Genomic DNA, 25,824 nt, shown 5'->3' on the forward strand with positions numbered 1-25,824 from the left:
TGACCGCGTTTCGCGGCGTTCAACGCCGGAACGTCAAAGACAAAGAAGGCCGGAGAGGACGCCCTCTCCGGCCTTCTTCAATTCTCGCTGTTCAGGCGGCTTATTCCGGCAGGTCTTCGGCCAGGATCGCCATTTCGAACATGAAGGAACCGGCTTCGTCTTCATCTTCGAACACCACGCCGATGAACTCGTCGTCGACATAGACTTCGGCGGAGTCGGCGACCTTGCGGGCCTTCACCTTGATGCCGCCGTGGTTGAAGGTGCGCTTCAGGTGCGTCTCGACGCGCTTCAGATCGTTCTCGGTCACGGGGTCAGCCTCGCTTTGGCGCCGAAGGGGGCGCATGTCGTTGGCCGCGGACCCTAGAGAAGCCGCCCCGGATTGGGAAGCCCGCGCGTCAGGCGTCCACAGGCGGGACCGTCGTCAGACTTCGGGCGCGACGTCGCTCCAGCAAGGCGCCAGCATTGACGTGGCCTCAGACCACCATTGGGCAAAGGGGGTATTCACATTTCCCTGCATTTCAAATCTGACGGCTGCGTTGTTGTCGCCTGCGCGCGCGCTGCTGTTCCAAAAGGTGTGCCACGTTCCATCAAAGACGATCCCTAAATTCGGAGCCTCCACGCCCAAGCCGATGGCGTCAGGCCGAACCGGGGGCACCTCTTCCATGGCCAGCAGCACCGCCTCTACTACAGGACAAGTCCGTGAATCTGCCCAGCGCACGGCCTTTGCTCCGCTCCGATCCCCCGTGACCCGACGCACAACCCAAAATGTCGTCTGTTTGGGGTGCTCGCCCTGAAAGACAGCGTAGAAGGCGTTGACCGACCACTCTTGGCTCAAGGCGCCGATCTCGTTGAGACCTGCAAAAGGCCGTTTACGATCAAAATCCACTTCACGCGCTTGGGCCGCGACAACTTTATAATCGTCCTGCGCCATGACTGGGCTCCCCGCCATCAACAGAGCCGCAGACAGCAAGAGACGCATCTCAGATCACGAAGTCATAGACGATGTCGGCCAGCGTATGGTCCATCGTCCGTGCGGGCGTGGCGTCGGTCGGGCAGTTGACCAGCCGCGCAGGCACGCCCGCCACGGTGCAGCCCGCCGGAACCGGCTTCAGCACCACCGATCCGGACGCCACCTTGGCGTAGTCCCCGACCTCGATATTGCCCAGCACCTTGGCCCCGGCGCCCAGCAGGACGCCGCGCCCGATCTTCGGGTGGCGGTCGCCGCGCTCGGCCCCCGTGCCGCCCAGAGTCACAGCGTGCAGCATGGACACCTCGTCGCCGACCACCGCCGTCTCGCCGATGACGATGCCCGTGCCGTGGTCGATGAAGACCCCCGCCCCGATGCGCGCCGCCGGGTGGATGTCCAGCTGGAACAGCTCTGAAATCCGGCTCTGGAAGTGAAACGCCAGGGTGTCTCGGTCCTGCTCCCACAGCCAGTGCGCCACGCGCCACGCCTGCAGCGCCTGGAACCCCTTGAAATACATGAAGGGCTGCAACAGCGACCGGATCGCCGGATCACGTTCCTGCACCGCCTTCAGATCCGCCTCGGCGGCGGCGACAATGCCCGGATCGGCGATGAAGGCCGACAGCGCCACCTCGCGCACCGTCATGGCGGCCAGCTCCGCATCGCCCAGCTTGCGCGCAATCTGGAAGCTCAGCGCCCGGGCGAAGTCGTCATGCGCCAGGACCACGGCGTTCAGCTGCGACGCCAGACGCGGCTCCTCGCGCGCAGCGTCCTCGGCTGCGGCGCGCAACTGCGCCCACAGGTCCGGCTGCTTCGGCACGATTTCCAGCTTGGCCATCAGGCTTCCTTCGGTTTCGGCGACGATCCTACGCCTCCAGCATGGCCTTCGCCAGCGCGGCAGGCAGTTCGCCCTCCCGCGCCATATGGTAGGCGCGCCAGACCGTCGCCACCGTCAGCCCGTCGCGCACCGCCCCGCGCAGCACTTCGGCCATCAGTTCCCGGAACGGCACCCGCGCCGACAGGAAGACCTCCGTCTCGTCCGGCGCCTTGTCCGTCGCCTCCAGCCCCCAGGCCACCCAGGCCATCGCCCTCTCGTCGGTGATGGAGTTCGACAGGTCCACATCCAGCGCCGCGCGCCAGTGCGCCGCCGTCAGCCCCGCCTCTTCGGCCAGTTCGCGCTTCACGGCCTCGAACGGATCTTCGCCCTCCGGCGCTCCGCCCTCGGGCATCTCCCACGAATAGCGCATCAGGGCGAAGCGGTGCTGCCCGACCAGACTGACCGTCCCGTCGTCATGCAGCGGCAGCACGCCCGTGCCCACATTCTTCGGCCGCACGACCATATAGTCGGCCTCCGCCCCCGTCGGCGCGATCGCCGGATGGCGCGTCACCCGCATCCACGGCGTGTCGATCAGGACGCTGTCGCCCAGACTGCGCCACGGCGGCGTATCGGGCAGGCTCTCGGCCCAGCGCGGCTTGATGTCGGGTATGCGGCTCATGGCCCCAGCTATGGCGCCCGACGCCGGAAAATCCTAGCTATCCCCTATGAGCCAGTCAGACCTTTCCGCCGCCCTGCCCCTGCCCGTCCGTTCGGAAGAGCTGCTGTCGCGCCTGGCCGTGCGCCGCTCGGCCCCGGCCCAGTCGCTGAGCCTGCCCGGCCCCTCCGACGCCGAGATCGAGCAGATGCTTCTGCTGGGCGCCCGCACGCCCGACCACGGCAAGCTCTTCCCCTGGCGCTTCGTCATCCTTGGCCCGCGCAGCCGCGCCGAACTGTCCCAGGCCCTGACTACGCTGGGCGAAACCCAGAACCGCACCGGCAAGGAGATCGCCGCCCTGGCCAAGCTGGCCAATCCGCCGCTGACCCTGATGGTCGTCTCCACCCCTGTTCAGGGCCACAAGGTGCCGGTCTGGGAGCAGCAACTGTCCGCCGGCGCCGTCTGCATGAACCTGGAACACGCGGCCAATGCGCTGGGCTATTGCGCCAGCTGGATCACCGACTGGTATTCCTATGACCCCGCCGCCGTCGCCCTGTTCGGCGTCGAGGACGGCGAGAGCATCGCCGGCTTCATCCACGTCGGCTCCCTGTCCGAGCCCCCGCTGGAACGCCCCCGCCCCGACCTGACGCACAAGGTGACGGCCCGGCCGTAACCCGTACCGCACCGCTCATCCCGGCGAAGGCCGGGACCCAGATTGTAAGACTCGCTGCTGACCCACTGTCCCACCGGCGTCCTGCGCCCCTACCTCTGCGCCATGTAATCTGGGTCCCGGCCTTCGCCGGGATGAGCGAAATTAAGCAGCGAGGATAATGCCCTCCTCCTCCTCCGGCCGGTGCACAATCGACACCAGCACCACCGAAATGATCATCAGCAGGAACCACGCCCCCAGCTTGTTCAGGCTGACCATCTCCCACCCGTCGCTCTGCCCCGGATAGACCCAGGCCCGCGCGAACGTCCCCAGGTTCTCCGCGAACCAGATGAACAGCGCCACCAGCCCATAGCCCAGCAGCAGCGGCATCGACCGCCGCGTCCGGTCGGCGGTGAAGTAGAACCACCCCCGCATGAACAGCAGCCCCGTCGCCGCGAACAGCGCCAGCCGGACGTCCGGCAGCCAGTGGTGCGCAAAGAAGTTGACGTAGATCGCCGCCGCCAGCACCCACGTCGTCCACAGCGGCGGATAGTTCCGCACCCGGATATGGAAGATGCGCTGCACCCGCGCGATGTAGCTGCCCACCGCCGCATACATGAAGCCCGAGAACAGCGGCACGGCGCCGATCCTCAGCACCGATTCCTCCGGATATATCCACGACCCGTGATAGGTCTTGAACAACTCCATGATCGTCCCGGCGACATGGAACAGAAAGATGACCCGCGCCTCCTCCCAGCTCTCCAGCTTCAGGGCCAGCATCGCCGCCTGAATCCCCAGCGCCCCCAGCACCAGAAAGTCATAGCGCGCCAGCGGCGCCTGATCCGGCCAGAACAGAAACGTCCCCAGGATCAGCGCCAGCATCGCCCCGCCGAACAGACACGCCCACCCCTGCTTCAGCCCGAACCACAGGAACTCATAGGCGTAACGGCGAAGCCGCGAGCGGTCGGCCCACGCCTCCGCGCGCGCCATCAGGCGACGGCCCCAGACTTCGAGCGGGAGGCGAGAGGATGGGGTCATGGAAGAAGATTAGCCGGATTCTGAACTATTCGAGCTACCTGCGTCCTTTGGATGACCGCACGTAATGGAGAAGTATTCTTCGCCCAAGCGTTGCCGCGCACCACATGCCCGCCTACATTGGAATAACGGCAATCGAGGAACGCCCAAGGAGGCACAGAAGATCAATGGCGCGCACCCCCAAGGCAAAGACCCCGGCGGAAGTTGAGCCAACCTCGAAGGCCGAGACAGCACTCAGAAAAAAGCGATCTCAGCGGTCCTTTCCGGCTTCAACGTTTGAAGAGCCCTTAGAATTTGCGAGAGCGATATTCCGTATCGGGAGCGGGCAGCCCGTGAAGCGGCTCACTCTTTTCGATCAACTCGGGAAATCGCCGGAAAGTGGCGGGTCTCGCCAACTGATTGTGAACGCCGGGAAGTACGGCCTCACGCGCGGAGGCGTTCAAGCCGACAACATCGAATTGACGCCCGAAGGGCAGAAGGCCGTCGATGAACAAGTGACGAGGCGTGAGCAGGCCCGCGTATGGACAGAACTGGCAATCTCGAGGATTGAGCCATTCCAGAAACTATACGATAAATTTGTAGGCAATAAGCTTCCCGCTCATGCGGTGCTGATCGACGCCGCGAAAGATGCCGGGATCGAGCCTGAACATGCTGCCGAAGCCGTCGATACATTCGTCGTCAACCTACGCTTTGCCGGACTTCTTAAAACCCTATCCGGCGCAGAGCGTATCATTTCTTTGGATATGCTTCTGAGCGAGTTGCCAGCGGCATCATCACCAAGCTCATCATCAAGTCCGTCAGTACCGTCTGGCAGCATAATTACATCTGAGCATGCACAGTTCGAAAGCACCTGCTTCTACATTGCGCCGATCGGTGACGAGGGTTCCGAACCACGTAAGCATTCGGATCTCTTCCTCGGGTCCATTGTAGAACCCGCCCTAGAGACATTTGGTCTTCAAGTGATCCGGGCCGATTCTATCGACAAGCCAGGCATCATCACCCGACAAATCATTGACTACATAATGAGATCTCGATTGGTAATCGCAGACCTATCGTTTCACAATCCAAATGTATTTTACGAACTAGCTCTAAGACACGCAATCAAACTACCCATCGTTCAACTTATTCGCTCAACTGACAAACTACCATTCGACGTAAATCAAATGCGGACTATATCCATCGATACGACCGATATCTACTCTTTGGTTCCCCGCATCGACTCCTATCGTGCCGAAGTAGCGAACCAAGTCCGGCGCGCACTTGAAGCCGACTACGTGGTGGACACCCCCATCTCCACCTATTTCCCGAACCTGACGGTGACCCTCTAGCCTCACCCCCGCCCGCGATACCCCGCCACGCCCTGATCCGGCAGCCACACGCCCTCCAGCGGCGCGCCGGTCTGCCAGAAGACGTCGATGGGGATGCCGCCGCGCGGGTACCAATAGCCGCCGATGCGCAGCCATTTCGGTTGCAGCAGCTCGGCCAGGCGCTTGCCGATGGCGACGGTGCAGTCCTCGTGGAAGGCGCCGTGGTTGCGGAAGCTGGTCAGGTACAGCTTCAGGCTCTTGCTCTCGACCAGCCAGTCGCCCGGCACATAGTCGATGACGAGGTGGGCGAAGTCGGGCTGGTTCGTCACCGGGCACAGGCTGGTGAACTCCGGCGCGGTGAAGCGCGCCACATACAGCGTGTCGGTATGCGGATTGGGCACGCGCTCCAGCACCGCTTCGTGCGGGTTCGTCGGGGCGGCGGTCTGGGCGCCGAGCTGGCTGAGGCTGTCGGTATAGTGCGTCATGCCCGCCATTTAGGCCTTCCCCTCGCCAAAGAAAACGCCGCCCCCGCCGCAATCGGCCATCCCCCCGTTTCACCCCTGCTAGACTGCGCCCCGGTCGAGGGGACGGCGAAGGGCGATTTCAGACGATTCAGACGAATTGGACTCTCTTTTTTTCTGACGGGCTTCCAGTCGCGCACATCCATCAACACCGCTCATCCCGACGGACGCCGGGATCCAGTGCTTTGGCCACGGACGCTTGGCGACAAAACCGGAGCGCCATTTCAAGCCCGGCGTTTGAGGCTCTTACTGGATCCCGGCGTCCGCCGGGATGAGCGGGAATAGAAGATCGCAGTCATGAGCAGAAAGCGTGATTGCCTTCCCCGACGACAGCCGGTTAGGTAGTCAAAAGCAACTCAGGAGAGACGACCCGTGGCCATTCCCGCTTCCCTCCAGTCCGGCCTGAAGCTGCCGGTGATCGCCTCGCCCATGTTTCTGGTGTCGGGGCCGGATCTGGTGGTCGAGGCCTGTAATGCGGGGGTGATCGGCACCTTCCCCTCGCTGAACCAGCGCACGACCGAGGGCTATCGGGAGTGGCTGCAAGAGATCAAGTCGCGCCTGAAACCCGACGCCGCCCCCTTCGGCGTCAACCACATCGTCCACCCGACCAACCCGCGCCTGATGGCCGACATGATGGTCTCGGTCGAAGAGAAGGTGCCGCTGATCATCACCTCGCTTGGCGCCGTGCGCGACGTGGTGGATGCGGTGCATGGCTATGGCGGCGTGGTCTTCCATGACATCGCCAATGTACGTCATGCGCGCAAAGCCGCCGAGGCGGGCGTCGACGGCCTGATCCTGGTCGCCAACGGTGCGGGCGGGCACGCGGGCGTCGTGAACCCCTTCGCCCTGATCAATGAGGTGCGCAGCTTCTATGACGGCACCATCATCCTGGCGGGCGCCCTGTCGACCGGTCAGGACGTGGCGGCGGCGCTGATGATGGGCGCCGACTTCGCCTATATGGGCACCCGCTTCATCGCCACGACCGAGAGTGAGGCTCAGCCCCACTACAAGGACCTGATCGTCCAGTCGGGCTCGGCGGACATCACCTATACGCCTGCCGTCTCGGGCATTCCGGCCAACTTCCTGACCCCGTCGCTGGTCGAGAACAGGATCGACCCCAAGTCCCTGCCCGAGCACAAGCTGGACATGGGCGCAGAGGCCAAGGCGTGGAAGACCATCTGGTCGGCCGGTCAGGGGTCGGGCGCCATCCACGACGTGCCGACAACGGCGCAGCTGGTCGCTCGGCTGACGGAAGAGTTTTCGCAGGCTTGTGATAAATTCGACAAGAAGCGTCTCTAGGAAGCGGCCTCGAAGTCACCCCCTTTCGAGGCCGATTCATGCGCATCCTGACGACCGCCCTTCTGGCGACCGCCCCGCTCCTGATCCTGGCCTCAACGGCCGCACAGGCACAGGACATGCCCGGCCGCTGGAGCTTCAGCGCCGGGGCCGCGACGGACAACCGCTCCAAGGACGTCTCCAAGTCGGACGGCGATCCCTTCGTCTGGGGCGCGGTGGAATGGGAAAGCGAAAGCGGCCTCTTCTACGTCAGCCCCGCCTTTGAAACGATAAAGAGCGGCGGCTCGGACCTCGAACTGGAGCTGACCGGCGGCATGCGTCCGCAATGGGCGGGCTTCGACTTCGACCTGAACGTCGCGCACAAATGGCGGGTCGATTCCGATCCCGGCTATGACGACAAGTCGTGGGAGTTCACGGCCGACATGAAGCGCTCGATCGGCCCGGCCAGCGCGCGCCTGCGGTTGCAGCACTCGCCCGACGGCGCCGGTTCAGTGAAGGCGTGGACGTGGGTGGCGCTGCGCGGCGGCTGGGACTTCACCGACAAGCTGAACGTCTCGGCCGAGGTCGGCCGCCGCGAGCAGGACAACAGCGTCGATTACACCGGCTACAACATCGGCGCGACCTACGCCCTGACCCGCAACCTTGAGGCCGAACTGCGCTGGTACGGCACCAACGCCGATGTTCCGGGCGAGCAGTACGCCGACGCCCTGGTGGCCGGGGTCAGCGTCTATTTCTGACCCGCGCTCCCCTTATGGGCGAGACGGGTTTCGCCTTTTGCTTGAAAAGGCCTAGGCTGTCGCCATGACCTTTCGACTGACGACCTTGGAACGTGCGTATCAACTGGCTGAAAGCGGATCCTGCCGGACGGTGGGCGACGTCAAACAGACCCTGAAGCTTGAGGGCTATGAGCGGATTCAGGATGCGCTCTACGGCTCGACCATCACCTCGGCGCTGCGTAAGCTGTGTCAGGAAAACTGGGTCGCGCCGCCGGAAACGGCCGAGCCCTGACGCCCGGCTCTTGCATTAGGACACCGGAGGGTCCACCCTAAAGGGGTCGATCTCTCTGCGTAACGCTCTGCCTTCTGCCCCGCGCACCGAGGTCTAAGCCGATCCATACAGACCCGACAGGCCATCAGGGACGTTCTCTGAGGCCAACTTCTAGCGGAGGTCCTGAAAATGGCTACCGGCACTGTTAAATGGTTCAACTCCACCAAGGGCTACGGCTTCATCCAGCCGGATGACGGCGGCAAGGACGTCTTCGTCCACATCTCGGCTGTTGAACAAGCCGGCCTGCGCGGCCTGGACGAAAACCAAAAGGTTTCCTACGAAATCGAGCGCGACCGTCGCTCGGGCAAGGAATCGGCTGGTCAACTGAAGACCGAAGGCTGATCCGGCTCCATCGCCAGCCGCGTCAGCAATGACGGGCCGACGATGACAGGATTTAAAGCGCGCAGGGGTCGCCCTCTGCGCGCTTTTCTTATGCGGGTTTCAACTGGCCGAAGTCGGCGCCGCTGGGCGACTGGAACAGGCGCAGGCCGAACTCCGGCAGGATCGCCAGCAGGTGATCGAAGATATCGCCCTGGATCGCCTCATATTCCGCCCAGGCCGTGGTGGCGGTGAAGGCGTATATTTCCAGCGGCAGCCCCGTCTCCGTCGGCTGCAGCTGACGCACCAGCAGCGTCATGTCCTGGCGAATGCCGGGGTGGTTCTCCAGATAGTTCTGCACATAGGCGCGGAAGGCGCCGATGTTGGTCGAGCGGCGCATATTGACCGGGTCGCGCCCGGCCGCGACCAGTTTGGCGTTCCAGTCGGCCATTTCGGCTGTCTTGTCGGCCAGATAGTCATCGATCAGTAGGAAACGCCGCATCTTTTCGCGCTCGGCCTCGGTCAGGAAGCGCGCGCTGGTCTGGTCGATCAGCAGGGAGCGCTTGATGCGGCGCCCGCCGCTGTCCTGCATCCCGCGCCAGTTGCGATAGGACTCGCTGATCAGCCGCCAGGTCGGGATGGTGGTGATGGTCTTGTCCCAGTTCTGGACCTTCACCGTGTGCAGGGCGATGTCGATGACGTCGCCGTCGGCGTTGACCTGCGGCATCTCGATCCAGTCGCCGACACGCAGCATGTCGTTGGAGTTCAGCTGAACCGACGCCACCAGCGACAGTATGGTATCCTTGAACACCAGCATCAGCACCGCCGCCAAGGCGCCGAGGCCCGACAGCAGCAGCAAGGGCGACCGGTCGATCAGGGCCGCAATCACCAGAATGGTGGCGATGGCGTAGATGACGATCTTCAGGACCTGCAGATAGCCCTTGATGCTGCGCCGATGGGCGCGCGGCGAGCGGGCGTAGATGGCGTTGGCCATGTCCAGACCAGCGCCGATGCCGATGGCCACGGCCACGATCATGAAGGCCCCGGCCACGTTCTGGATCAGGGTGACGACGCCGGGCGCCAGGTGCGGCACCCCGCTGATCCCCTGATGGATGATGATGGCGGGCACGACACGAGTGAAGCTGCGCACGACGGGCTGCAACAGGGTGTCGAGATCATGCACCGCCCGCCCGACGACCCTCAGGATCAGCCGGGTCAGGACGCGGCGGACCACAAAGTCCGCGATAAAGGCGACAAGGGCGAGAAGACAGAGCCCGATCAGCATCTCCGCGATCGGAAACTCCGCCAGGCGAATACGCATGGCGTCGAAATCAAACATGGCCCCAGCCTAGGCAGGCCCGCCGGGGATTTGAACCCCCTGACTGTTCGACTGTCTGACTGCCTGCCTTTCCTCTCCATCGTCATTCCCGGCCTTGTGCCGGGAATCCATACGCGCAGGCATTCGCCGTCTGCGCTTGGCGTCTACACGTCTGGCGTCATGTTTATGGATCCCCGGCACAAGGCCGGGGATGACGGAAAGAGAGAGCCTCTAGGCCAGCGCCTGATCCAGATCGGCGATCAGGTCATCGATGTCCTCGACCCCGACCGAGAGGCGGATCAGGTTGTCGGTGACGCCGCCCGCCTCGCGCACCTCTTTGGGCACCGATGCGTGGGTCATGATGGCCGGATGGTTCACCAGACTTTCGACGCCGCCCAGCGACTCCGCCAGGGTGAAGACCTGAACCCGCTCAAGCACGCGCTTGGTCCGCTCCAGATCGCCGTCGATCAGCACCGTCACCATACCGCCGAAGCGGCCGTTCATCTGGCGGGCGGCCAGCTCGTGCTGCGGGTGGCTGACCAGGCCCGGATAGATGACCTTGGCCACCCCTGCCCTGTCTTCCAGCCAGCGCGCGACGGCCAGGGCGTTCTCATTGTGCGCCTTCATGCGCAGGCCCAGCGTCTTCAGGCCCCGGTTGGCCAGGAAGGCGTCGAACGGCCCCATGATCCCGCCCACCGAGTTCTGCAGGAACTTTAGCTGGGCCGCCATCTCGGCGTCTTTAGCAACCAGAACCCCGCCGACAATGTCGGAGTGGCCGTTCAGATATTTGGTCGCCGAGTGCATAACCACGTCGGCGCCCAGCGCCAGCGGCTGCTGGCTCCACGGCGTAGCGAAGGTGTTGTCGACCACCAGGATCAGCTTGTGCGCCTTGGCGATCTTAGACAGGGCCTCGATGTCAGCCAGTTTCATCAGCGGATTAGTGGGCGTCTCGACCCACAGCATCCGCGTCTTTTCGGTGACCGCCGCCTCGACCGCCGCCAGGTCGGTCAGGTCGATATAGCTGAAGTCCAGCCCCATCGACCGGCGCCGCACCCGCTCGAACAGCCGCCACGAGCCGCCATACAGGTCGTCGCCGGTGATGATGTGCGACCCGGCGTCCAGCAGTTCCAGCGCCGTCGAGGTCGCCGCCATGCCCGAGCCGAAGCCGAAGGCCTGAACCCCGCCCTCCAGATCGGCGATGCAGGCCTCAAACGCCTCACGGGTCGGGTTCTTGCCGCGGGCGTATTCATAGCCCTTGTTCACGCCGGGGCTTTCCTGGGCGTAGGTCGAGGTGGCGTAGATCGGCGTCATCACCGCGCCCGTCGTCGGGTCCGGCCGCTGGCCCGCATGGATGGCGCGGGTCGAGAAGCCCTGATGGTTCTTCAGTTCAGACATGGGCTTACCGGTTCAGGCTGAGGTGGTTGATCAGGTCGGTGCGGGTGATCAGGCCGACAAAAGTCTCGCCGTCCAGCACGATGGCGACGCGGTCGCGGTCAAAGACCGGGATCAGGGCGTCCAGCGATTCCGTCACCTGCAGCGTATCCAGATCACGCGTCATGGCCGAGGCGACCGGCTTGGCGAAGCGCTCCGGACGGGTGATGTCGTCGGTGTTCATGATCTGGACGATGTCGCTCTCGTCCAGAATGCCGATCAGACGACCGTCCTGAATGACCGGCAGTTGCGACAGGCCGTCGCCGCGCATCCGCTTGAAGGCGGTGTCCAGCGTGTCTTCCGGCCCGATCACCACCACGTCGCCCGACGCATATTTGCGGTTGATCAGGTCCGACAGGTCGCCCTGCAACTCCCGCTCGCCCAGACCCTGATCGGCCAGCCAGGCGTCGTTGTAGACCTTGGACAGGTATTTGGCGCCGGTGTCGCAGACGAAGGTCACGACCCGCTTCGGCTCGGTCTGTTCGCGGCACCAGCGCAGGGCGGTGGCGATCAGGGTGCCGGACGACGAGCCCGCCAGAATGCCTTCCTTCAGCAGCAGTTCGCGCACCGTGGCGATCGCCTCAGCGTCGGAAATGGAATAGGCGACGTCGATCAGATCGGGATCGGTCGTCTCGGGCATGAAGTTCTGGCCGATGCCTTCGACGGTATAGCTGCCGTCCGGCCCCGCCACGCCGTCATTGATCAGGCCCGCCAGCGCCGAGCCGACCGGGTCGGCCAGAATGATCTTGGCCTTCGATCCCTGCGATTTGAAATACTGGGCGTTGCCCGTGATCGTCCCGCCTGAGCCGATGCCGGCGACGAAGGCGTCGATGTCGCCGTCCATCTGTTCGAAGATTTCCGGGCCGGTCGTCTTGAAGTGGGCCTCGGAGTTGGCGTCGTTGGCGAACTGGTTGACGAAGTAGCCGCCCGGAATCTGCTGGGCCAGACGCTCGGCCATGTCGGTGTAATATTCCGGGTGCCCGTGCGGCACGTCCGAGCGGGTCAGCCGCACGTCTGCGCCCATGGCGCGCAGATGCTGGATCTTCTCCTTCGACATCTTGTCGGGGATGACCAGCAGGACCTTATAGCCCTTCTGCTTGCCGACCAGGGTCAGGGCCAGGCCGGTGTTGCCCGCCGTCGCCTCGACGATGGTGCCGCCGGGCTTCAGCCAGCCCTGCTGTTCCGCCGCCTCGATCATCGACAGGGCGATGCGGTCCTTGATGGAGCCGCCGGGGTTCTGGCTCTCCAGCTTCAGGAACAGGCGGCAGGGGCCGGTGTCGATCCGCGTCACCTCGACCATCGGCGTCTTGCCGATCAGGTCCAGCAGGGTCTTCGCCGGACGGCTGAGAACAGGGGTGTCGGTCATCGACATGAAGGCAGGCTCCGTTGCACGGGGTTTCAGGATAAAGCTGGGCGTCCGCTCCTTCGCGGTCAACTCCTGCAAGTTTTCACCCTTTCGCCGCGAAGCGCGTTAGAAAGGGCGCAATGGTCAAGACACCGAAACGCCCCGCAGCGGGCCTGCCCGACAAAGAATCCCTCATCGCCTTCCTGCGTGAGGCCGGAGAAGCCGAAAAGGCCGACATCGCGCGCGCCTTCGGCCTGAAGGGCGCCGAGCGGCGCCAGATGCGCGAAATGCTGAAGGAGCTGGAGGCCGAGGGCCGCCTCAGCAAACGCGGCCGCAAGGGCTTTTCCGAGGTCGGCGCCCTGCCCCCCGTCGGCGTGGCCGATGTGGTCGAGCGCGACGCCGACGGCGAGCTTTTCGTCCAGCTGGTCAAGGGCGGCGAGGATGCGCCCCGCGCCGTCCTGATGCCCGACCGCGAGGGGCGTGGCCCGGCGCCCGGCATGGGCGACCGCCTGCTGGTCAAGTTCACTCAGGGCGTCGACGGTTGGGAGGCCCGGCTGGTCAAGCGGCTGGATACGGGCGGCAACCGCGTGCTGGGCGTCATCCGCAAATCGGCGCGCGAGACGCGGGTCGAGCCGGTCGACAAACGCTCCAAGGACGTGCTGGTCGTGCCTCAGGCGCAGGCGGCGGACCTGCGCGACGGCGATCTGGTGTTGGCCGCCGTCGAAAAGGGCGAGCATCGTTATGGCCCCAAACGCGGCAAGATTCTTGAGAACATCGGGCGCGAAGACGACCCGCGCGCCGCCTCCATCATCGCCATCCACGCCCACGGCGTCCCGACCGGATTCTCAGACGCGGTGGAGCGTGAGGCCGAGGATCAGGCCGTCCCGACGCTGAAGGGACGCGAGGACCTGCGCCACGTCCCCTTCATCACCATCGACCCGGCCGACGCGCGCGACCACGACGACGCCGTCTATGCCGAGCGCGATGAGGACCCGGCCAATGCGGGTGGCTGGATCGTCTGGGTCGCCATCGCCGACGTCGCCGCCTATGTGCGCCCGAACACGGCGCTGGACCGTGAGGCGCGGGCCAAGGGCAACTCGACCTACTTCCCCGACCGGGTCGAGCCGATGCTGCCCGAAGTGCTGTCCAACGGCCTGTGCAGCCTGAAGCAGGGCGAGAACCGCGCCTGCATGGCCGTGCGCATGGTCTTCGACAAGGACGGCAGGAAGACCGGGCACAAGTTCACGCGCGGCCTGATGCGCAGCCACGCCAAGCTGTCCTACGAACAGGCGCAATCCGCCATCGACGGCCTGCTGGACGACGCCACCGGGCCGATCATGGAGGCCATCCTCTATCCGCTGTGGAACGCCTACCGCACCATGCTGAAGGGCCGCGAACGCCGCAGCCCGCTGGCCATCGAAAGCCCCGAGCGCCGCATCATCATGTCGCCCGACGGCGGCATCGCCGGCATCGAGCCGCGCAAGTCGCTGGAGGCCCACCGCCTGATCGAAGAGATGATGATCCAGGCCAACGTCTGCGCCGCCGAGACGCTGGAGAAGACGCACACGCCGCTGATCTACCGCGTCCACGACACGCCCAGTCAGGAGAAGATCTTCAATCTGGCCGACTTCCTGCACACCATCGGCAAGCCGTGGAACAAGGGCGAGGCGCCGAACACCAAACGCTTTAACAAACTGCTGGAAGAGACCCGCGACACTCCGCACGCCGAAGTCGTCAACGAGGTCGTCCTGCGCACCCAGATGCAGGCTTTCTACTCCCCTGAGAACGTCGGCCACTTCGGTCTGCATCTGGACCGATACGCCCACTTCACCTCGCCGATCCGGCGCTATTCCGACCTGATCGTCCACCGCGGGCTGATCCGGGGGCTGAAGCTGGGATCGGACGGCCTGACCGATCGCGAGATCGCCGAACTGGGCGGCATCGCCGAGCACGTCACGGAGACTGAGCGCCGCTCCATGGCCGCCGAGCGCGACGCGATGGATCGCTACATCGCCGCCTTCCTTGAGGAGCACGTCGGCGCGACCTTCAGCGGCCGGATCACCGGCGTGACCCGCTTCGGCCTGTTCATCCGACTGGATGAGACGGGCGCAGACGGTCTGGTCCCCGTCTCGACGCTGGGCGATGAATATTTCACCCACGACGACCGCGCCCACGCTCTGGTGGGAGAACGCAGCGGCAAGCGGTTCCCGCTGGGCCGCCGCGTCGAGGTGCGGCTGATGGAGGCCACGCCCGTCACCGGCGGTCTGGTGCTGGAAATGCTGTCCGAGCCGGACCCCCGCGATCCCAACGCCCCGGCCCCGCGCTATGGCATGCGCGGAAGAGGCGGCGACGGCCCGCCCAAACGCGGAAAAGGCCGCCCCGGCGGCCCCAAGCCCCGCAACGGCGCCAAGCCCTCCGGCGGCCTGAAAGGCGTCAGAAAGGGCAAGCGGCGGTGAGGAGTGTCATGTTCCCCTCGACCGGGAGAAGGCAGGAGTTTTTGCCATGACCCCCACCCCCTTCGATATCGCGCAGGATCTCGCTGACGCCCCGCACGTCGGCGGCGCTCAACGCCCCAAGGACGCCGCCACCCTGATCCTGACGCGCGGCGACAAAAGTCCCGAGGTGTTGATGGGCCGCCGCGCGCCGGGGCACGTCTTCATGGCGTCGAAGTGGGTGTTTCCGGGCGGACGGATCGAGCGGGCGGACTTCAACGCCGCCGACGACGGCGCCCTGTCGCCCGACGCCGCGCGTCGGCTTGAGGCCGAGATGCCCGCCCGCCGCGCCCGCGCCCTGGCTCTGGCCGCCGTGCGCGAGACGTTTGAGGAAACCGGCCTGATCCTGGGCCGCCCCGCGCCCTCCGCCTCGGTCGCCGGGCCGTGGCGCGAATATCGTCAGGCGGGCGCCCTGCCCGATCTGTCGGTCCTGTCCTATGTGGCGCGCGCCATCACCCCGCCGGGCCGCACGCGCCGTTTCGACGCCCGTTTCTTCATGGCGCCGGTCGAGGCCCTGCGCGATCCCGACCGCATCGAAGGCTCAGGCGAACTGGACGAAATCGCCTGGATTCCGCTGGATGAGGCGCAGGCGCTGGACGTGCCCGCCATCACCCGCTTCGTGCTGGGCGAGGTCGCCGGGCGGCTGGAGACGCCGCACCGCCCCCTGCCCTTCGTCCACATGGTGCGCGGCCGCCACGTCATCGACCATCAGGACTGACGCAGCGGCCTCTGCATCGCTTATTCCACAACCGGCTTGGTCAGGTCGAAATCGACCTGGAAGTGGCGGTTCGGGCGGCGCAGTTCATAGGTGAACGTCTTGCCCGGATGGGCCTCCATCGCCCAGACGTTGGTCGTCGAGACCGAGGCGTTCTGCGCGTTGAACAGGTCGATGGATTCCTGATCCACCGGGAATTCCTGACGTTCGGCCGTGCCTTCATTCGCCGTATCGCCGCCGTACCAGTGCAGCGGGTCGGTCTTGCCGTCCGGCTGGCGGTGATCGTGCTTCAGGCGCAGGCCCGAATCGGTACGGGTCACGACCCAGGTGCGCGAGTGGTCTTCGCCGACCCAGAAGGGAATGCGAATCTCATCCTTAGAGCATTCACGCACATGCATCAGCAGGCGCTTGCCGACGAAATCCGAGTCGGCAGCCTCGGTCGTGACGACCTTGCCCTCGAATCGCTGGCCGCACAGGGCGGTCAGATTGGCGAAAAAGGCGTCCTGAGCCGACGCCGGGGCCTCGGCGGGCGCAGCCGCAGGCGCGGCAGGCTCGGACGAGCAGGCGGAAAGGGCCAGGCCAGCGGCGACGACGGCGGCGGACAGGGCGTGGGCGGGCTTGAAGCAGGGCTTTTTCATGGCAAAACACTAGCGCCTGTATGGCCCCGCTCAACGCGACATCGAAGCCGTTGACTTTGAGCCTGTCCTGAGTATGTTCCGCGCCTCTTATTTCAAGCGGCTTTCGCCGTCGCAGAGGTTAATTCCGATGGCCAAACCGGCTTCCATCAAGATCCGCCTGAACTCCACCGCCGACACCGGCTTCTTCTACGTCACCAAGAAGAACGCCCGTACGATGACCGAGAAGATGGTCGTCAAGAAGTACGACCCGGTCGTCCGCAAGCACGTCGAGTTCAAGGAAGGCAAGATCAAGTAAGGGCCTAGCCCTCCGCTTGAATCTGCGAAATTCGAAACGCCCGGTCCTGCGACCGGGCGTTTTTCGTTGTCCGCAAGGCTGCGCCGGGGCCGTCAGGCGGCGCGCGCCACCACCCGGTTGCGCCCGGCCTTCTTGGCCTCATAGACGCCCTCGTCCGCGCGTTTCAGCAGGGAGGCCGGGGTGTCGTCCCCGCCCATGCTGGCCGCCACGCCGACCGAGACGGTAATGCTCAACGGCTCGCCGCCCAGAATGCGGAAGGGCGAGGCGCCCACGTCGCGGCGGATGCGCTCGGCGATGCGGTGAGCGTCGTCCAGCGTCGTGCCGGGCATGACGACCACGAACTCTTCCCCGCCGAACCGACACGGCAGGTCCACCGCCCGCACATTGGTTGCCAGCCGCACCGAGAACTCGCGCAGCACTTCATCGCCCGCGTCGTGGCCCAAACTGTCGTTGACCGCCTTGAAGTGGTCGATGTCCAGCACCAGCACCGCCACCGGATCGCCGCCGCGATTGGCGCGGGCGACCAGCGCCTCCAGCTGGCTGTTCATATAGCGACGGTTATGCAGGCCGGTCAGCGGATCGGTGACCGCCATCTCCAGACTGTGATCCAGCTTCTGACGCAGGAAGTCGCCATAGCGTTTGCGCCGCACCTGGGTCCGCACCCGCGCCGCCAGTTCCTCAGGATCGACCGGACGGGTCAGAATGTCGTGGGCGCCCAGTTCCAGCGCCTTCAGCAGGCGCGGCCGGTCCTGCGTGTCCACAAGCGCCAGTATCGGCAGCCGGCGCGTCGGCTCCTTGGAGCGCAGATTGGCGATCAGGCGCAGGCCGTCGAACCGTTCGGACGTGATGTTGACGATGACCAGATCCACCGGACCGCGCGCGGTTTCAAGCCCGGCCTCGGTCGATGTCTCGATGATCGGGCGATGCTCCTGGGACAGCTCCTGCGCCACAGCCTCGGCCTGAAGGACATTGTCGTCGACGATCAGAACCCGCCCGCCCGAGCCTTTCAGCCGGGCCACGCCGCCGGTGTCGACGCCGACGCGGCGACCGCTTTCCTCGCGCTCGCGCAGTTCATCCATGACCATCTTCAGCCGGGTCAGGCTGCGCACCCGCGCCATCAGGATGACGTCGTCCAGCGGCTTGGACAGGAAGTCGTCGGCCCCGGCCTCCAGCCCCTTGATGCGGTCGTGACGCCCGTCCAGCGCCGTCACCAGCACGACAGGGATATGGCGCGTGTCCGCGGCCGCCTTGATCCGGCGGCACGTCTCGAACCCGTCCATGCCGGGCATCATCACATCCAGCAGGATCAGATCAGGCTGCTCGCTCGCAGCCAGTGAGATGGCGCTCAACCCATCATGACAGGTCAGGACGTCATAATATTCAAGCGTCAGCTTGGCCTCGAGCAGCCGGACGTTGGCGTCAACGTCGTCGACCACCAGGATTCGTGCGCTCATGCCGCCTCCGGTCCCAGGTGCCTACGCACCGTCTCCAGGAAAGACATGACCGAGATCGGTTTGGAGATGTAGGCCTCGCAGCCCCCCTGCCGAATCCGTTCCTCATCACCCTTCATGGCGAAGGCCGTAACGGCGATGACGGGGATGTGGTTCAGTTCTTCGTCGTCCTTGAGCCATTTCGTGACTTCAAGGCCGGAAATTTCCGGCAATTGGATGTCCATCAGGATCAGATCGGGGCGATGCTCGCGCGCAATCGCCAGCGCCTGCAGACCTTCGCGGGTCTGCAGCACTTCATACCCCTGGGACTCGAGCAGATCATGAAAAAGCTTCATGTTCAGCTCATTATCCTCGACGATGAGGACCTTCTTGGACATCCGTCACCCGGCTGTTGCGCCTCTTGTTTCATCCGCATTCGCGGCGGGCTGTTACGCCTTCTTGAGTGCACAGTGGGGGCAGCAGTCTTAAGTTGACGTGAAGCTGAGACAAACGGAGTTCATGCTTGGCCATTACGGCCCTCTGCCGCGACTGTCTGTGGACCGGCGACCATAAGGTCGCACGGTGTCCGTCGTGCGCCTCGCGCCGGGTCATCACCCATGATGAACTGGGCGACCTGCACATCGCCCACCTGGACTGCGACGCCTTCTACGCCTCGGTGGAAAAGCGCGACCGGCCCGAACTGCGCGACAAACCCGTCATCGTCGGCGGCGGCAAGCGCGGGGTCGTCTCCACCGCCTGCTATGTGGCGCGGCTGTATGGCGTCGGCTCGGCCATGCCGATGTTCAAGGCGCTGAAGGCCTGTCCGGACGCCGTGGTCGTCAAGCCGGACTTCGCCAAGTACAAGGCCGAGAGCGAGCGCATTTTCGGCGCTGTCCACCGCCTGACGCCGCTGGTTCAGACCCTGTCGCTGGACGAGGCGTGGATCGACCTGAAGGGCACCGAACGGCTGAACGGCGGCCCGCCCGCCTTCCAGCTGGCCCGCCTGCAGAAATGGATCGAGGACGAGACGGGTCTCAGCGTCTCGATCGGCCTGGCGCCCAATCGTTTCCTGGCCAAGATCGCATCCGAACTGGACAAGCCGCGCGGCTTTTCCGTCATCGGCGCGGCCGAGGCGCAAGGGCTGCTGGCCCCGCGGCCGGTGACCACCCTGCCCGGCGTCGGGCCGGTGTTCGGTCGCACCCTGCGCTCTGACGGTTTCGCCACCATCGGCGATCTGGCCGCCGCCGAGGTGAAGGATCTGGTCCGGCGTTATGGCGAGACGGGCCTGCGCCTGCACGACCTCAGCCACGCCCGCGACAGCCGCCCGGTGAACCCCGACCACGACCGGCGCGGCATGAGCGCCGAGACCACCTTCAACGAGGACCTGACCACCGCCGAGGCGCTGGAGGCCGAACTGTGGCCCCTGTGCGAAAAACTGGCCTCCAAGGCGCGGCGCGACGGCGTGGCCAGCCGCGTCCTGGTGCTGAAGCTGCGCAGGACGGACTTCAAGATCGTCACCCGCCGCGTCACCCTGGCCGAGCCGGTGCAGACGGCGCGCGCCCTTTTCGCCGCCGGGCGCGACCTGCTGAAACCGGAACTGGGCGTGCCCTATCGCCTGATCGGCATCGGCATGGCCGACATCGCCGACGCCCACGACGCGCCCGCCGGCCTGTTCGCCACGGCCGAGACGCGCGCCCTGAAAACCGAGACCGCCATCGACGCCCTGCGCGACAAATTCGGGGCCGCCGCCGTCGTCGCCGGGCGCGCGCTGAAGCGTCCCGGCGAACGCCCCGGATGACGCGGCCGTCGCGCCGCGCTAAACCCCCTTCACCCCTTTCATACGGAGTCGCCCCATGAGCATTCACGCCCGCATCGCTGAACTCGGCATCACCCTGCCCGAGCCCGCCAAGCCGGTGGCCAGCTATGTCTCCTACGTCCGCTCGGGCGACCAGATCTTCATCTCGGGCCAGCTGTCGAACGACGCCAGCGGCGGCATCAAGGGCACCGTCGGCGTCGACGTGACCCCCGAACAGGCCGCCGAGGCCGCCCGCCTGTGCGGCGTCAACCTGCTGGCCCAGATCAACGCCGCCGTCGACGGCGACCTGGATCGCGTGGTCCGCATCGTCAAACTGGGCGGCTTCGTCCAGGCGGGTCCGGACTTCGACGCCATCCCCGGCGTCATCAACGGCTGCTCGGACCTGATGGTCCAGGTCTTCGGCGACGCGGGCAAGCACTCGCGCTCGGCCGTCGGCGTCTACAAGCTGCCGCTCGGCTTCGCCGTCGAAGTGGACGCCATCATCGAGGTGAAGTGACACCTGTGAACATCAACCTTCTCCCCTCGGGGGAGAAGGTGGCTCGCGTAGCGAGACGGATGAGGGGGCGGTCTGCTGCGCCCTCATCCTTAACCGTTTCGCACGCTGACGCCGCCCCCTCATCCGAGCGCTTTCAGCGCCCACCTTCTCCCCCGAGTGGAGAAGGATAGAGGTGTCGGGCTTCACGCTTCAGGCGCACGACAGCATCGCCGCCATAGGCCGGGACGCGTGGGACGCCTGTGCGGCCCCCAGCGGCGACCCTTTCGTCTCCTATGACTTCCTTGACGCCTGCGAGGCGTCCGGCAGCGCCGTCCCGTCACAGGGCTGGGCGCCGCGCCACCTGTCCCTGCACGATGAAGACGACGCCATAATCGGCGTCATGCCCCTTTATCTGAAGGGCCACAGCCAGGGCGAATACGTCTTCGACCACAGCTGGGCTGACGCCTATGAGCGCGCGGGCGGGCGCTACTATCCCAAGCTTCTGGGCGCCGTGCCTTTCACGCCCGCGACGGGGCCGCGCTTCCTGGTCCGCCCCTCCGTCACCCCGGAAAGCCCGCAGGGCTTATCCGGGGCCGCTCAATACGCCGATGTCAGCGCCCTTGGCAGTCCCGGCTCTACGCTGCGCTCCGGCCGGGATGACGCGATCAGAAACGCCCTGCTGCAGGGCGCGCTGACCCTGACCGAACGGCTGGGCGTCTCGTCCCTGCACGTCAACTTCCCGACCGAGGCCGAATGGCGCGCCATGACCGAGGCGGGCCTGCTGCCTCGCCGGGATATTCAGTTCATCTGGCGCAACGAGGGCTATCAGACCTTCGACGACTTTCTGGCGGCCCTGTCGTCCAACCGGCGCAAGACCATCCGGCGCGAGCGGCGCGAGGCGCAGGCCGGTCTCGACATCCGCGTCCTGACAGGCGTGCAGATCACGCAGGCGCACTGGGACGCCTTCTTCGCCTTCTACATGGACACCGGCGACCGCAAGTGGGGGCGGCCCTATCTGACGCGCGACTTCTTCGCCCGCGTCGGCGCCAGCATGGCCGACCGCATCGCCCTGGTCATGGCGTTCGAGGGCGAGACGCCGGTGGCGGGCGCGCTGAACTTCATCGGCCGCGAGGCGCTTTACGGCCGTCAGTGGGGCACGCTGGTCGACCGGCCCTTCCTGCATTTCGAGCTGTGCTATTATCAGGCCATCGACTTCGCCATCGCGCGAGGGCTGTCGCGGGTCGAGGCGGGCGCGCAGGGGGATCACAAGATCGCGCGCGGCTACCTGCCCTCCCCCGTCTATTCGGCGCACTTCATTGCTGATCCCGCGCTGCGCGATCCGGTCGCCCGCTATCTGGAGCAGGAGCGCCCGGCGGTGGAGAACCAGATGCAGATCATGACGGCGGAACTGTCGCCCTATCGCCGGGACGGACATCCGGTCGCATCGTGAAATAACGCCGGAACCTTGGCCTTTTTTGTGCGCTTCTTGGGGGCGTTTTACTCCCCGCAAAAAAGAGGCAGAAACATCATGGCGAACCCCCGCATCGAAGGCGCGATCGAGGAATTTGAAGGCAAGGCCAAGCGCGGCGCAGGCCGTCTGGTCGGCGACAGCAAGTTTCAGGTCGACGGCGCCGTCAAGGAAGTCTCGGGCCGCGCCAGGAACGCCTATGGCCGCGTCATTGACGGTCTGGACGACATGGTCGACCGGGCGCCGTCCGACGTGCGCGAACCCGCCCGCAAGGCGCTGGACTTCGCCCGCGAAAAGCCCCTGCTGACCGTCGGCATCATCGCCGGCGCCGCCGCCCTGCTCAGCGCCATGGGCCGCAAGCGCTAAGACGTCCGGCGACGCATAAACTGGCGACGCTATAAAAAAGGCCCGGACGGCGACGTCCGGGCCTTTCTCTTTAGAGCCTGATCGAAATCAGGCCGTTTCTTCTTCCTCTTCCTTCACCGCCGCGCCCTTGGCCGGGGTGATGTCGAAGGCGATCTTGCCGTCCTTCAGCTCGACCTTCACATGGCCGCCGCGGGTCAGGCGGCCGAACAGGATGTCGTCGGCCAGCGGCTTCTTGATGTGTTCCTGAATGACGCGGGCCAGCGGACGCGCGCCATACAGTTCATCAAAGCCGTTCTTGGCCAGCCAGTCGGTCGCCTCATCCGTCAGTTCGATGGTGATGTTGCGATCCGCCAGCTGAGCTTCCAGCTGCAGCACGAACTTGGTCACGACCGAACGGATCGTCTCGGCGCCCAGCGGTTTGAAGGCCACGATGGCGTCCAGACGGTTGCGGAACTCCGGCGCGAACAGGCGCTGGATGGCCTTTTCGTCCTCGCCCTCGACCTTGCCCCGGCCGAAGCCGATGGAGGCGCGGGCGTTGTCGGCGGCCCCGGCGTTGGTGGTCATGATCAGGATGACGTTCCTGAAATCGACCTTCTTGCCCACGGCGTCGGTCAGCGTCCCGTTGTCCATCACCTGCAGCAGGATGTTGTAGACGTCAGGGTGCGCCTTCTCGATCTCGTCCAGCAGCACGACAGAGTGCGGGTGCTGATCGACCGCGTCGGTCAGCAGGCCGCCCTGGTCATGGCCGACATAGCCCGGAGGGGCGCCAATCAGGCGGCTGACCGTGTGACGCTCCATGTATTCCGACATGTCGAAGCGCTGCATCTCGATGCCGAGCGTGGCGGCGAGTTGCTTGGCCACTTCGGTCTTGCCGACGCCGGTGGGGCCGCTGAACAGGAAGGCGCCGATGGGCTTGTTCGGATCGCGCAGACCCGCCCGCGCCAGCTTCATCGCCGACGAGACCTGATCGATGGCCTGTTCCTGACCAAAGACGGCGCGCTTCAGATCGGTCTCCAGCTCGCGCAGGGATTCCGTGTCCGACTTCGACACCGACTTGGGCGGGATGCGGGCCATCTTGGCGATGACGGCCTCGACCTCCTTCTGGCCGATGACCTTCTTGCGCTTGGATTCCGGCAGCAGCATCTGCGACGCCCCGGCCTCGTCGATCACGTCGATGGCCTTGTCCGGCAGCTTGCGGTCGGTGATGTAGCGCGCCGACAGATCGACCGCCGTGCGGATGGCCGAGTCGGTGAACCGCAGCTTGTGGTGCGTCTCATAGGTCGTCTTCAGACCCTTGAGGATCTTCACCGTGTCCTCGATCGTCGGCTCATTGACGTCGATCTTCTGGAAGCGGCGGACCAGGGCGCGGTCCTTCTCGAAGTGCTGGCGATATTCCTTGTAGGTGGTCGAGCCCATGCAGCGCAGGCTGCCCGACGCCAGCGCGGGTTTCAGCAGGTTCGACGCATCCATCGCCCCGCCGCTGGTCGCGCCCGCACCGATCACCGTGTGGATCTCGTCGATGAACAGGACCGCGTTGTCGTGGCTCTCCAGTTCCTTGACGACCTGTTTCAGCCGCTCCTCGAAGTCGCCGCGATAGCGGGTGCCCGCCAGCAGCGAGCCCATGTCGAGGCTGTAGATGGTCGCGTCCTTCAGGACTTCCGGCACCTCGCCGTTGACGATCTTGCGCGCCAGACCTTCGGCGATGGCGGTCTTGCCGACGCCGGGGTCGCCGACCAGCAGCGGGTTGTTCTTGGTGCGGCGGCACAGGATCTGGATCGAGCGCTCAACCTCGGCCTGACGCCCGATCAGGGGGTCGATCTTGCCGTTGCGGGCCTTCTCGTTCAGGTCGATGCAATAGGCTTCCAGCGCCTCGCCGCCCTGTTTGACGACCGAGCCGTCCTCGGCCTCTTCGGGGCTGGCGCCGCGCACCGAGCGGGCTTCGTTAGCCCCGGCCTTCTTGGCGATGCCGTGGGCGATGAAGTTGACCGCGTCATAGCGCGTCATGTCCTGCTCCTGCAGGAAATAGGCGGCGTGGCTTTCGCGTTCGGAGAAGATGGCGACCAGGACGTTGGCGCCGGTCACTTCCTCGCGGCCGGACGACTGGACATGGATGACCGCGCGCTGGATCACGCGCTGAAAGCCCGCCGTCGGCTTGGCGTCGTCGCCGTCGGCCGTGGCCAGGGCGGCCAGGTCGGTGTCGACATAGGAGCCGAGCGCAGCCTTCAGCGCGCCCAGATCGACGTTGCAGGCCGTCATCACGGCCGAGGCGTCCGGATCATCGATCAGGGCCAGCAGCAGATGTTCCAGCGTGGCGTATTCATGCCGACGCTCGTTGGCGTAGTGGACCGCGCGGTGCAGGGTCTCTTCGAGAGGACGGGAAAACGAAGGCATGGCAGGTTCCTCTCAGTCCTTTTCCATCGTGCATTGCAGGGGGTGCTGGTGGCGCCGCGCCGTCTCGACCACCTGGGCGACCTTGGTTTCGGCCACCTCATAGGTGAAGACGCCGCAGACCCCGACGCCATGCTGGTGCACGTGCAGCATGATGCGGGTCGCGTCCTCGCGGCTCTTCTGGAAGAACCGCTCCAGCACATAGATGACGAACTCCATGGGGGTGTAGTCGTCATTCAGGATCAGCACCCGATAGAGCGAGGGCCGCTGAAGTTTCGGCTTTGTCTCGGTGACGACGGCGGCGCCTGCGCCTCCGCCCTGTTCACCTGGCCGTCTGTTAGGCATTCGTGGTCCGTAAGCGGGGAGTGTCGGTGACTCAGATAGGGAATGATGGCCTGATTTGTAGATGCGTCCAGCCCAACCCCCTGTCTCGAAGGTCCAGTTGACCCGAAAATGCAAAAAAGGCCCCGGCGTTTCCGCCGGAGCCCCGTTTGTTCTGAGCAGGAAGTCGCGTTTTAGCGGGCGGCCTGGAACTGCTCGACAGCGGCCGAAACGCGCTCGTTGATCGGCTTGAAGCTGTCCTTGACCGAGGCGGTCATGGTCTCGGTCGCCTTGCCGAACTCGGCCAGATAGGCCTCGGCGGCCGACTTGGCCCAGTTGGTCTGCAGTTCGAACAGTTCCTGCACCGAGCGGGCCTGCGAGAAGGACTGGGCGGCGGCGACGCCGTCTTCCCAGGACTTCTTGCCGTAGGCCACGGCCTGTTGCGACAGGGCCTCAGCGCCCTTCTGGGCGGCGGCGGCGGATTCGACCACGGCTTCCAGGTTCTTCTTGCCGTGGGCGTTCAGTTCGCTCAGCGAGGCGACGGACTTGTCGACGCCTTCGCGGAACGCCTTGGCGCCGGCGGCCTGGATCGATTCAGCCTGGGCCTTGGCCTTGGCGGTGGTCTGTTCGACGGTCTTCTTCACGGTCTCAGCGGCGTCAGCCATGGGGAGTCTCCTGAAGCGAAAGGGTTCCTGCGACAGGCTGAGCCCATCGCGA

The 25,824-nt window shown here is 65.3% G+C and carries 28 protein-coding genes; 13 read left to right on the plus strand and 15 right to left on the minus strand.

What is annotated here, in order from left to right; translation table 11 throughout:
• Positions 1-100: 100 nt before the first annotated feature.
• The 4 genes from ABE454_RS10430 to ABE454_RS10445 form a co-directional block, all read right to left on the minus strand.
• Positions 101-307, minus strand: coding sequence for a DUF3126 family protein (locus ABE454_RS10430; protein WP_003164469.1), 207 nt, complete (start codon positions 305-307; stop codon positions 101-103).
• Positions 308-421: 114 nt separating this feature from the next.
• Positions 422-931, minus strand: coding sequence for a hypothetical protein (locus ABE454_RS10435; RefSeq protein ID WP_346531472.1), 510 nt, complete (start codon positions 929-931; stop codon positions 422-424).
• A gap of 49 nt (positions 932-980) precedes the next feature.
• Positions 981-1,802 carry a serine O-acetyltransferase gene (cysE, locus tag ABE454_RS10440; protein WP_346531474.1) on the minus strand — a complete coding sequence of 274 codons (822 nt, stop codon included), beginning with the start codon at positions 1,800-1,802 and terminating at the stop codon, positions 981-983.
• A gap of 28 nt (positions 1,803-1,830) precedes the next feature.
• Entirely contained in the window at positions 1,831-2,460 is a 630-nt protein-coding gene (locus tag ABE454_RS10445) for an NUDIX hydrolase (protein ID WP_346531476.1), read from the minus strand.
• Positions 2,461-2,506: 46 nt separating this feature from the next.
• On the opposite strand from ABE454_RS10445, the gene ABE454_RS10450 reads away from it, so the two are divergent.
• Entirely contained in the window at positions 2,507-3,109 is a 603-nt protein-coding gene (locus ABE454_RS10450; protein WP_346531478.1) for a nitroreductase family protein, read from the plus strand.
• A 141-nt stretch (positions 3,110-3,250) separates the two neighbouring features.
• Here the strand turns inward: ABE454_RS10450 and ABE454_RS10455 are convergent, their stop codons facing one another.
• A complete protein-coding gene (locus tag ABE454_RS10455) occupies positions 3,251-4,123 on the minus strand; it encodes a DUF817 domain-containing protein (RefSeq protein WP_346531480.1) in 873 nt (290 codons plus the stop codon).
• A gap of 164 nt (positions 4,124-4,287) precedes the next feature.
• Here ABE454_RS10455 and ABE454_RS10460 point away from each other — a divergent pair, with 164 nt between their 5' ends.
• Positions 4,288-5,448 (plus strand): hypothetical protein, encoded by a 1,161-nt coding sequence (locus ABE454_RS10460; RefSeq protein WP_312991602.1) that lies wholly within the window; start codon positions 4,288-4,290, stop codon positions 5,446-5,448.
• A gap of 2 nt (positions 5,449-5,450) precedes the next feature.
• On the opposite strand, the gene queF is transcribed toward ABE454_RS10460, so the two are convergent.
• Complete coding sequence (gene queF, locus ABE454_RS10465; protein WP_346531611.1) at positions 5,451-5,912, minus strand: preQ(1) synthase; 462 nt, start codon at positions 5,910-5,912, stop codon at positions 5,451-5,453.
• 408 nt (positions 5,913-6,320) lie between these two features.
• Between queF and ABE454_RS10470 the strand changes: the two genes are divergently transcribed.
• The 4 genes from ABE454_RS10470 to ABE454_RS10485 all read left to right on the plus strand — a co-directional run bounded on the left by ABE454_RS10470 (position 6,321) and on the right by ABE454_RS10485 (position 8,633).
• Positions 6,321-7,247 (plus strand): NAD(P)H-dependent flavin oxidoreductase, encoded by a 927-nt coding sequence (locus ABE454_RS10470; protein WP_346531482.1) that lies wholly within the window; start codon positions 6,321-6,323, stop codon positions 7,245-7,247.
• A 38-nt stretch (positions 7,248-7,285) separates the two neighbouring features.
• Positions 7,286-7,981, plus strand: a complete 696-nt coding sequence (locus ABE454_RS10475; protein ID WP_346531483.1) for a TorF family putative porin — start codon at positions 7,286-7,288, stop codon at positions 7,979-7,981.
• 64 nt (positions 7,982-8,045) lie between these two features.
• Positions 8,046-8,252, plus strand: a complete 207-nt coding sequence (locus ABE454_RS10480) for a hypothetical protein (protein WP_346531485.1) — start codon at positions 8,046-8,048, stop codon at positions 8,250-8,252.
• A gap of 168 nt (positions 8,253-8,420) precedes the next feature.
• Complete coding sequence (locus tag ABE454_RS10485; protein ID WP_003164457.1) at positions 8,421-8,633, plus strand: cold-shock protein; 213 nt, start codon at positions 8,421-8,423, stop codon at positions 8,631-8,633.
• 88 nt (positions 8,634-8,721) lie between these two features.
• Here ABE454_RS10485 and ABE454_RS10490 read toward each other — a convergent pair whose 3' ends face one another.
• The 3 genes from ABE454_RS10490 to ABE454_RS10500 all read right to left on the minus strand — a co-directional run bounded on the left by ABE454_RS10490 (position 8,722) and on the right by ABE454_RS10500 (position 12,730).
• Positions 8,722-9,948, minus strand: a complete 1,227-nt coding sequence (locus ABE454_RS10490; RefSeq protein WP_346531486.1) for a mechanosensitive ion channel family protein — start codon at positions 9,946-9,948, stop codon at positions 8,722-8,724.
• A gap of 210 nt (positions 9,949-10,158) precedes the next feature.
• Positions 10,159-11,322 carry a cystathionine gamma-synthase gene (locus ABE454_RS10495; protein WP_346531488.1) on the minus strand — a complete coding sequence of 388 codons (1,164 nt, stop codon included), beginning with the start codon at positions 11,320-11,322 and terminating at the stop codon, positions 10,159-10,161.
• Positions 11,323-11,326: 4 nt separating this feature from the next.
• Positions 11,327-12,730 (minus strand): pyridoxal-phosphate dependent enzyme, encoded by a 1,404-nt coding sequence (locus ABE454_RS10500; RefSeq protein ID WP_346531489.1) that lies wholly within the window; start codon positions 12,728-12,730, stop codon positions 11,327-11,329.
• Between the two features lie 113 nt (positions 12,731-12,843).
• Here ABE454_RS10500 and rnr point away from each other — a divergent pair, with 113 nt between their 5' ends.
• Both rnr and ABE454_RS10510 read left to right on the plus strand, forming a co-directional pair.
• Positions 12,844-15,159, plus strand: coding sequence for a ribonuclease R (gene rnr / locus ABE454_RS10505; RefSeq protein WP_346531491.1), 2,316 nt, complete (start codon positions 12,844-12,846; stop codon positions 15,157-15,159).
• Positions 15,160-15,205: 46 nt separating this feature from the next.
• Positions 15,206-15,913 carry an NUDIX hydrolase gene (locus tag ABE454_RS10510; RefSeq protein WP_346531493.1) on the plus strand — a complete coding sequence of 236 codons (708 nt, stop codon included), beginning with the start codon at positions 15,206-15,208 and terminating at the stop codon, positions 15,911-15,913.
• A 20-nt stretch (positions 15,914-15,933) separates the two neighbouring features.
• Here the strand turns inward: ABE454_RS10510 and ABE454_RS10515 are convergent, their stop codons facing one another.
• A complete protein-coding gene (locus ABE454_RS10515; RefSeq protein WP_346531495.1) occupies positions 15,934-16,548 on the minus strand; it encodes a hypothetical protein in 615 nt (204 codons plus the stop codon).
• A 127-nt stretch (positions 16,549-16,675) separates the two neighbouring features.
• On the opposite strand from ABE454_RS10515, the gene rpmG reads away from it, so the two are divergent.
• On the plus strand, positions 16,676-16,843 hold the full coding sequence (gene rpmG / locus ABE454_RS10520) for a 50S ribosomal protein L33 (protein ID WP_003164451.1): 168 nt from the start codon (positions 16,676-16,678) through the stop codon (positions 16,841-16,843).
• 92 nt (positions 16,844-16,935) lie between these two features.
• Here the strand turns inward: rpmG and ABE454_RS10525 are convergent, their stop codons facing one another.
• Both ABE454_RS10525 and ABE454_RS10530 read right to left on the minus strand, forming a co-directional pair.
• Positions 16,936-18,297 carry a PleD family two-component system response regulator gene (locus tag ABE454_RS10525; protein WP_346531497.1) on the minus strand — a complete coding sequence of 454 codons (1,362 nt, stop codon included), beginning with the start codon at positions 18,295-18,297 and terminating at the stop codon, positions 16,936-16,938.
• Positions 18,294-18,671 carry a response regulator gene (locus ABE454_RS10530; RefSeq protein ID WP_346531498.1) on the minus strand — a complete coding sequence of 126 codons (378 nt, stop codon included), beginning with the start codon at positions 18,669-18,671 and terminating at the stop codon, positions 18,294-18,296. The genes ABE454_RS10525 and ABE454_RS10530 overlap by 4 nt, the downstream gene beginning before the upstream one ends.
• A 125-nt stretch (positions 18,672-18,796) precedes the next feature.
• Between ABE454_RS10530 and ABE454_RS10535 the strand changes: the two genes are divergently transcribed.
• From ABE454_RS10535 to ABE454_RS10550, 4 genes are all read left to right on the plus strand, one after another.
• Complete coding sequence (locus ABE454_RS10535) at positions 18,797-20,071, plus strand: DNA polymerase IV (protein ID WP_346531500.1); 1,275 nt, start codon at positions 18,797-18,799, stop codon at positions 20,069-20,071.
• A gap of 55 nt (positions 20,072-20,126) precedes the next feature.
• Positions 20,127-20,585 carry a RidA family protein gene (locus tag ABE454_RS10540; protein WP_346531502.1) on the plus strand — a complete coding sequence of 153 codons (459 nt, stop codon included), beginning with the start codon at positions 20,127-20,129 and terminating at the stop codon, positions 20,583-20,585.
• A gap of 172 nt (positions 20,586-20,757) precedes the next feature.
• The gene (locus ABE454_RS10545) at positions 20,758-22,014 is read left to right on the plus strand and encodes a GNAT family N-acetyltransferase (RefSeq protein WP_346531504.1); all 1,257 of its coding nucleotides are present in this window, start codon (positions 20,758-20,760) and stop codon (positions 22,012-22,014) included.
• Positions 22,015-22,092: 78 nt separating this feature from the next.
• Complete coding sequence (locus ABE454_RS10550; protein WP_346531506.1) at positions 22,093-22,398, plus strand: CsbD family protein; 306 nt, start codon at positions 22,093-22,095, stop codon at positions 22,396-22,398.
• Between the two features lie 87 nt (positions 22,399-22,485).
• On the opposite strand, the gene clpA is transcribed toward ABE454_RS10550, so the two are convergent.
• The 3 genes from clpA to ABE454_RS10565 all read right to left on the minus strand — a co-directional run bounded on the left by clpA (position 22,486) and on the right by ABE454_RS10565 (position 25,772).
• A complete protein-coding gene (gene clpA / locus ABE454_RS10555) occupies positions 22,486-24,789 on the minus strand; it encodes an ATP-dependent Clp protease ATP-binding subunit ClpA (protein WP_346531508.1) in 2,304 nt (767 codons plus the stop codon).
• Positions 24,790-24,801: 12 nt separating this feature from the next.
• Positions 24,802-25,131: an ATP-dependent Clp protease adapter ClpS gene (gene clpS / locus ABE454_RS10560; RefSeq protein ID WP_003164443.1), complete on the minus strand. Its 330-nt coding sequence runs from the start codon at positions 25,129-25,131 to the stop codon at positions 24,802-24,804.
• Between the two features lie 170 nt (positions 25,132-25,301).
• Entirely contained in the window at positions 25,302-25,772 is a 471-nt protein-coding gene (locus ABE454_RS10565; RefSeq protein WP_291781458.1) for a phasin family protein, read from the minus strand.
• Positions 25,773-25,824: the final 52 nt, after the last annotated feature.

It is taken from the genome of Brevundimonas diminuta (assembly GCF_039673845.1).
Taxonomy (GTDB): Bacteria; Pseudomonadota; Alphaproteobacteria; order Caulobacterales; family Caulobacteraceae; genus Brevundimonas; species Brevundimonas diminuta_E.

Bases quoted from the DNA above. Each gene is read 5' to 3' on its own strand.
- ABE454_RS10435 (WP_346531472.1), bottom strand. From the start codon at position 931: ATGGCGCAGGACGATTATAAAGTTGTCGCGGCCCAAGCGCGTGAAGTG.
- cysE (WP_346531474.1), bottom strand. From the start codon at position 1,802: ATGGCCAAGCTGGAAATCGTGCCGAAGCAGCCGGACCTGTGGGCGCAG.
- ABE454_RS10445 (WP_346531476.1), bottom strand. From the start codon at position 2,460: ATGAGCCGCATACCCGACATCAAGCCGCGCTGGGCCGAGAGCCTGCCC.
- ABE454_RS10450 (WP_346531478.1), top strand. From the start codon at position 2,507: ATGAGCCAGTCAGACCTTTCCGCCGCCCTGCCCCTGCCCGTCCGTTCG.
- ABE454_RS10455 (WP_346531480.1), bottom strand. From the start codon at position 4,123: ATGACCCCATCCTCTCGCCTCCCGCTCGAAGTCTGGGGCCGTCGCCTG.
- ABE454_RS10460 (WP_312991602.1), top strand. From the start codon at position 4,288: ATGGCGCGCACCCCCAAGGCAAAGACCCCGGCGGAAGTTGAGCCAACC.
- queF (WP_346531611.1), bottom strand. From the start codon at position 5,912: ATGACGCACTATACCGACAGCCTCAGCCAGCTCGGCGCCCAGACCGCC.
- ABE454_RS10475 (WP_346531483.1), top strand. From the start codon at position 7,286: ATGCGCATCCTGACGACCGCCCTTCTGGCGACCGCCCCGCTCCTGATC.
- ABE454_RS10480 (WP_346531485.1), top strand. From the start codon at position 8,046: ATGACCTTTCGACTGACGACCTTGGAACGTGCGTATCAACTGGCTGAA.
- ABE454_RS10485 (WP_003164457.1), top strand. From the start codon at position 8,421: ATGGCTACCGGCACTGTTAAATGGTTCAACTCCACCAAGGGCTACGGC.
- ABE454_RS10490 (WP_346531486.1), bottom strand. From the start codon at position 9,948: ATGTTTGATTTCGACGCCATGCGTATTCGCCTGGCGGAGTTTCCGATC.
- ABE454_RS10495 (WP_346531488.1), bottom strand. From the start codon at position 11,322: ATGTCTGAACTGAAGAACCATCAGGGCTTCTCGACCCGCGCCATCCAT.
- ABE454_RS10500 (WP_346531489.1), bottom strand. From the start codon at position 12,730: ATGTCGATGACCGACACCCCTGTTCTCAGCCGTCCGGCGAAGACCCTG.
- rnr (WP_346531491.1), top strand. From the start codon at position 12,844: ATGGTCAAGACACCGAAACGCCCCGCAGCGGGCCTGCCCGACAAAGAA.
- ABE454_RS10510 (WP_346531493.1), top strand. From the start codon at position 15,206: ATGACCCCCACCCCCTTCGATATCGCGCAGGATCTCGCTGACGCCCCG.
- ABE454_RS10515 (WP_346531495.1), bottom strand. From the start codon at position 16,548: ATGAAAAAGCCCTGCTTCAAGCCCGCCCACGCCCTGTCCGCCGCCGTC.
- rpmG (WP_003164451.1), top strand. From the start codon at position 16,676: ATGGCCAAACCGGCTTCCATCAAGATCCGCCTGAACTCCACCGCCGAC.
- ABE454_RS10525 (WP_346531497.1), bottom strand. From the start codon at position 18,297: ATGAGCGCACGAATCCTGGTGGTCGACGACGTTGACGCCAACGTCCGG.
- ABE454_RS10530 (WP_346531498.1), bottom strand. From the start codon at position 18,671: ATGTCCAAGAAGGTCCTCATCGTCGAGGATAATGAGCTGAACATGAAG.
- ABE454_RS10540 (WP_346531502.1), top strand. From the start codon at position 20,127: ATGAGCATTCACGCCCGCATCGCTGAACTCGGCATCACCCTGCCCGAG.
- ABE454_RS10550 (WP_346531506.1), top strand. From the start codon at position 22,093: ATGGCGAACCCCCGCATCGAAGGCGCGATCGAGGAATTTGAAGGCAAG.
- clpA (WP_346531508.1), bottom strand. From the start codon at position 24,789: ATGCCTTCGTTTTCCCGTCCTCTCGAAGAGACCCTGCACCGCGCGGTC.
- clpS (WP_003164443.1), bottom strand. From the start codon at position 25,131: ATGCCTAACAGACGGCCAGGTGAACAGGGCGGAGGCGCAGGCGCCGCC.
- ABE454_RS10565 (WP_291781458.1), bottom strand. From the start codon at position 25,772: ATGGCTGACGCCGCTGAGACCGTGAAGAAGACCGTCGAACAGACCACC.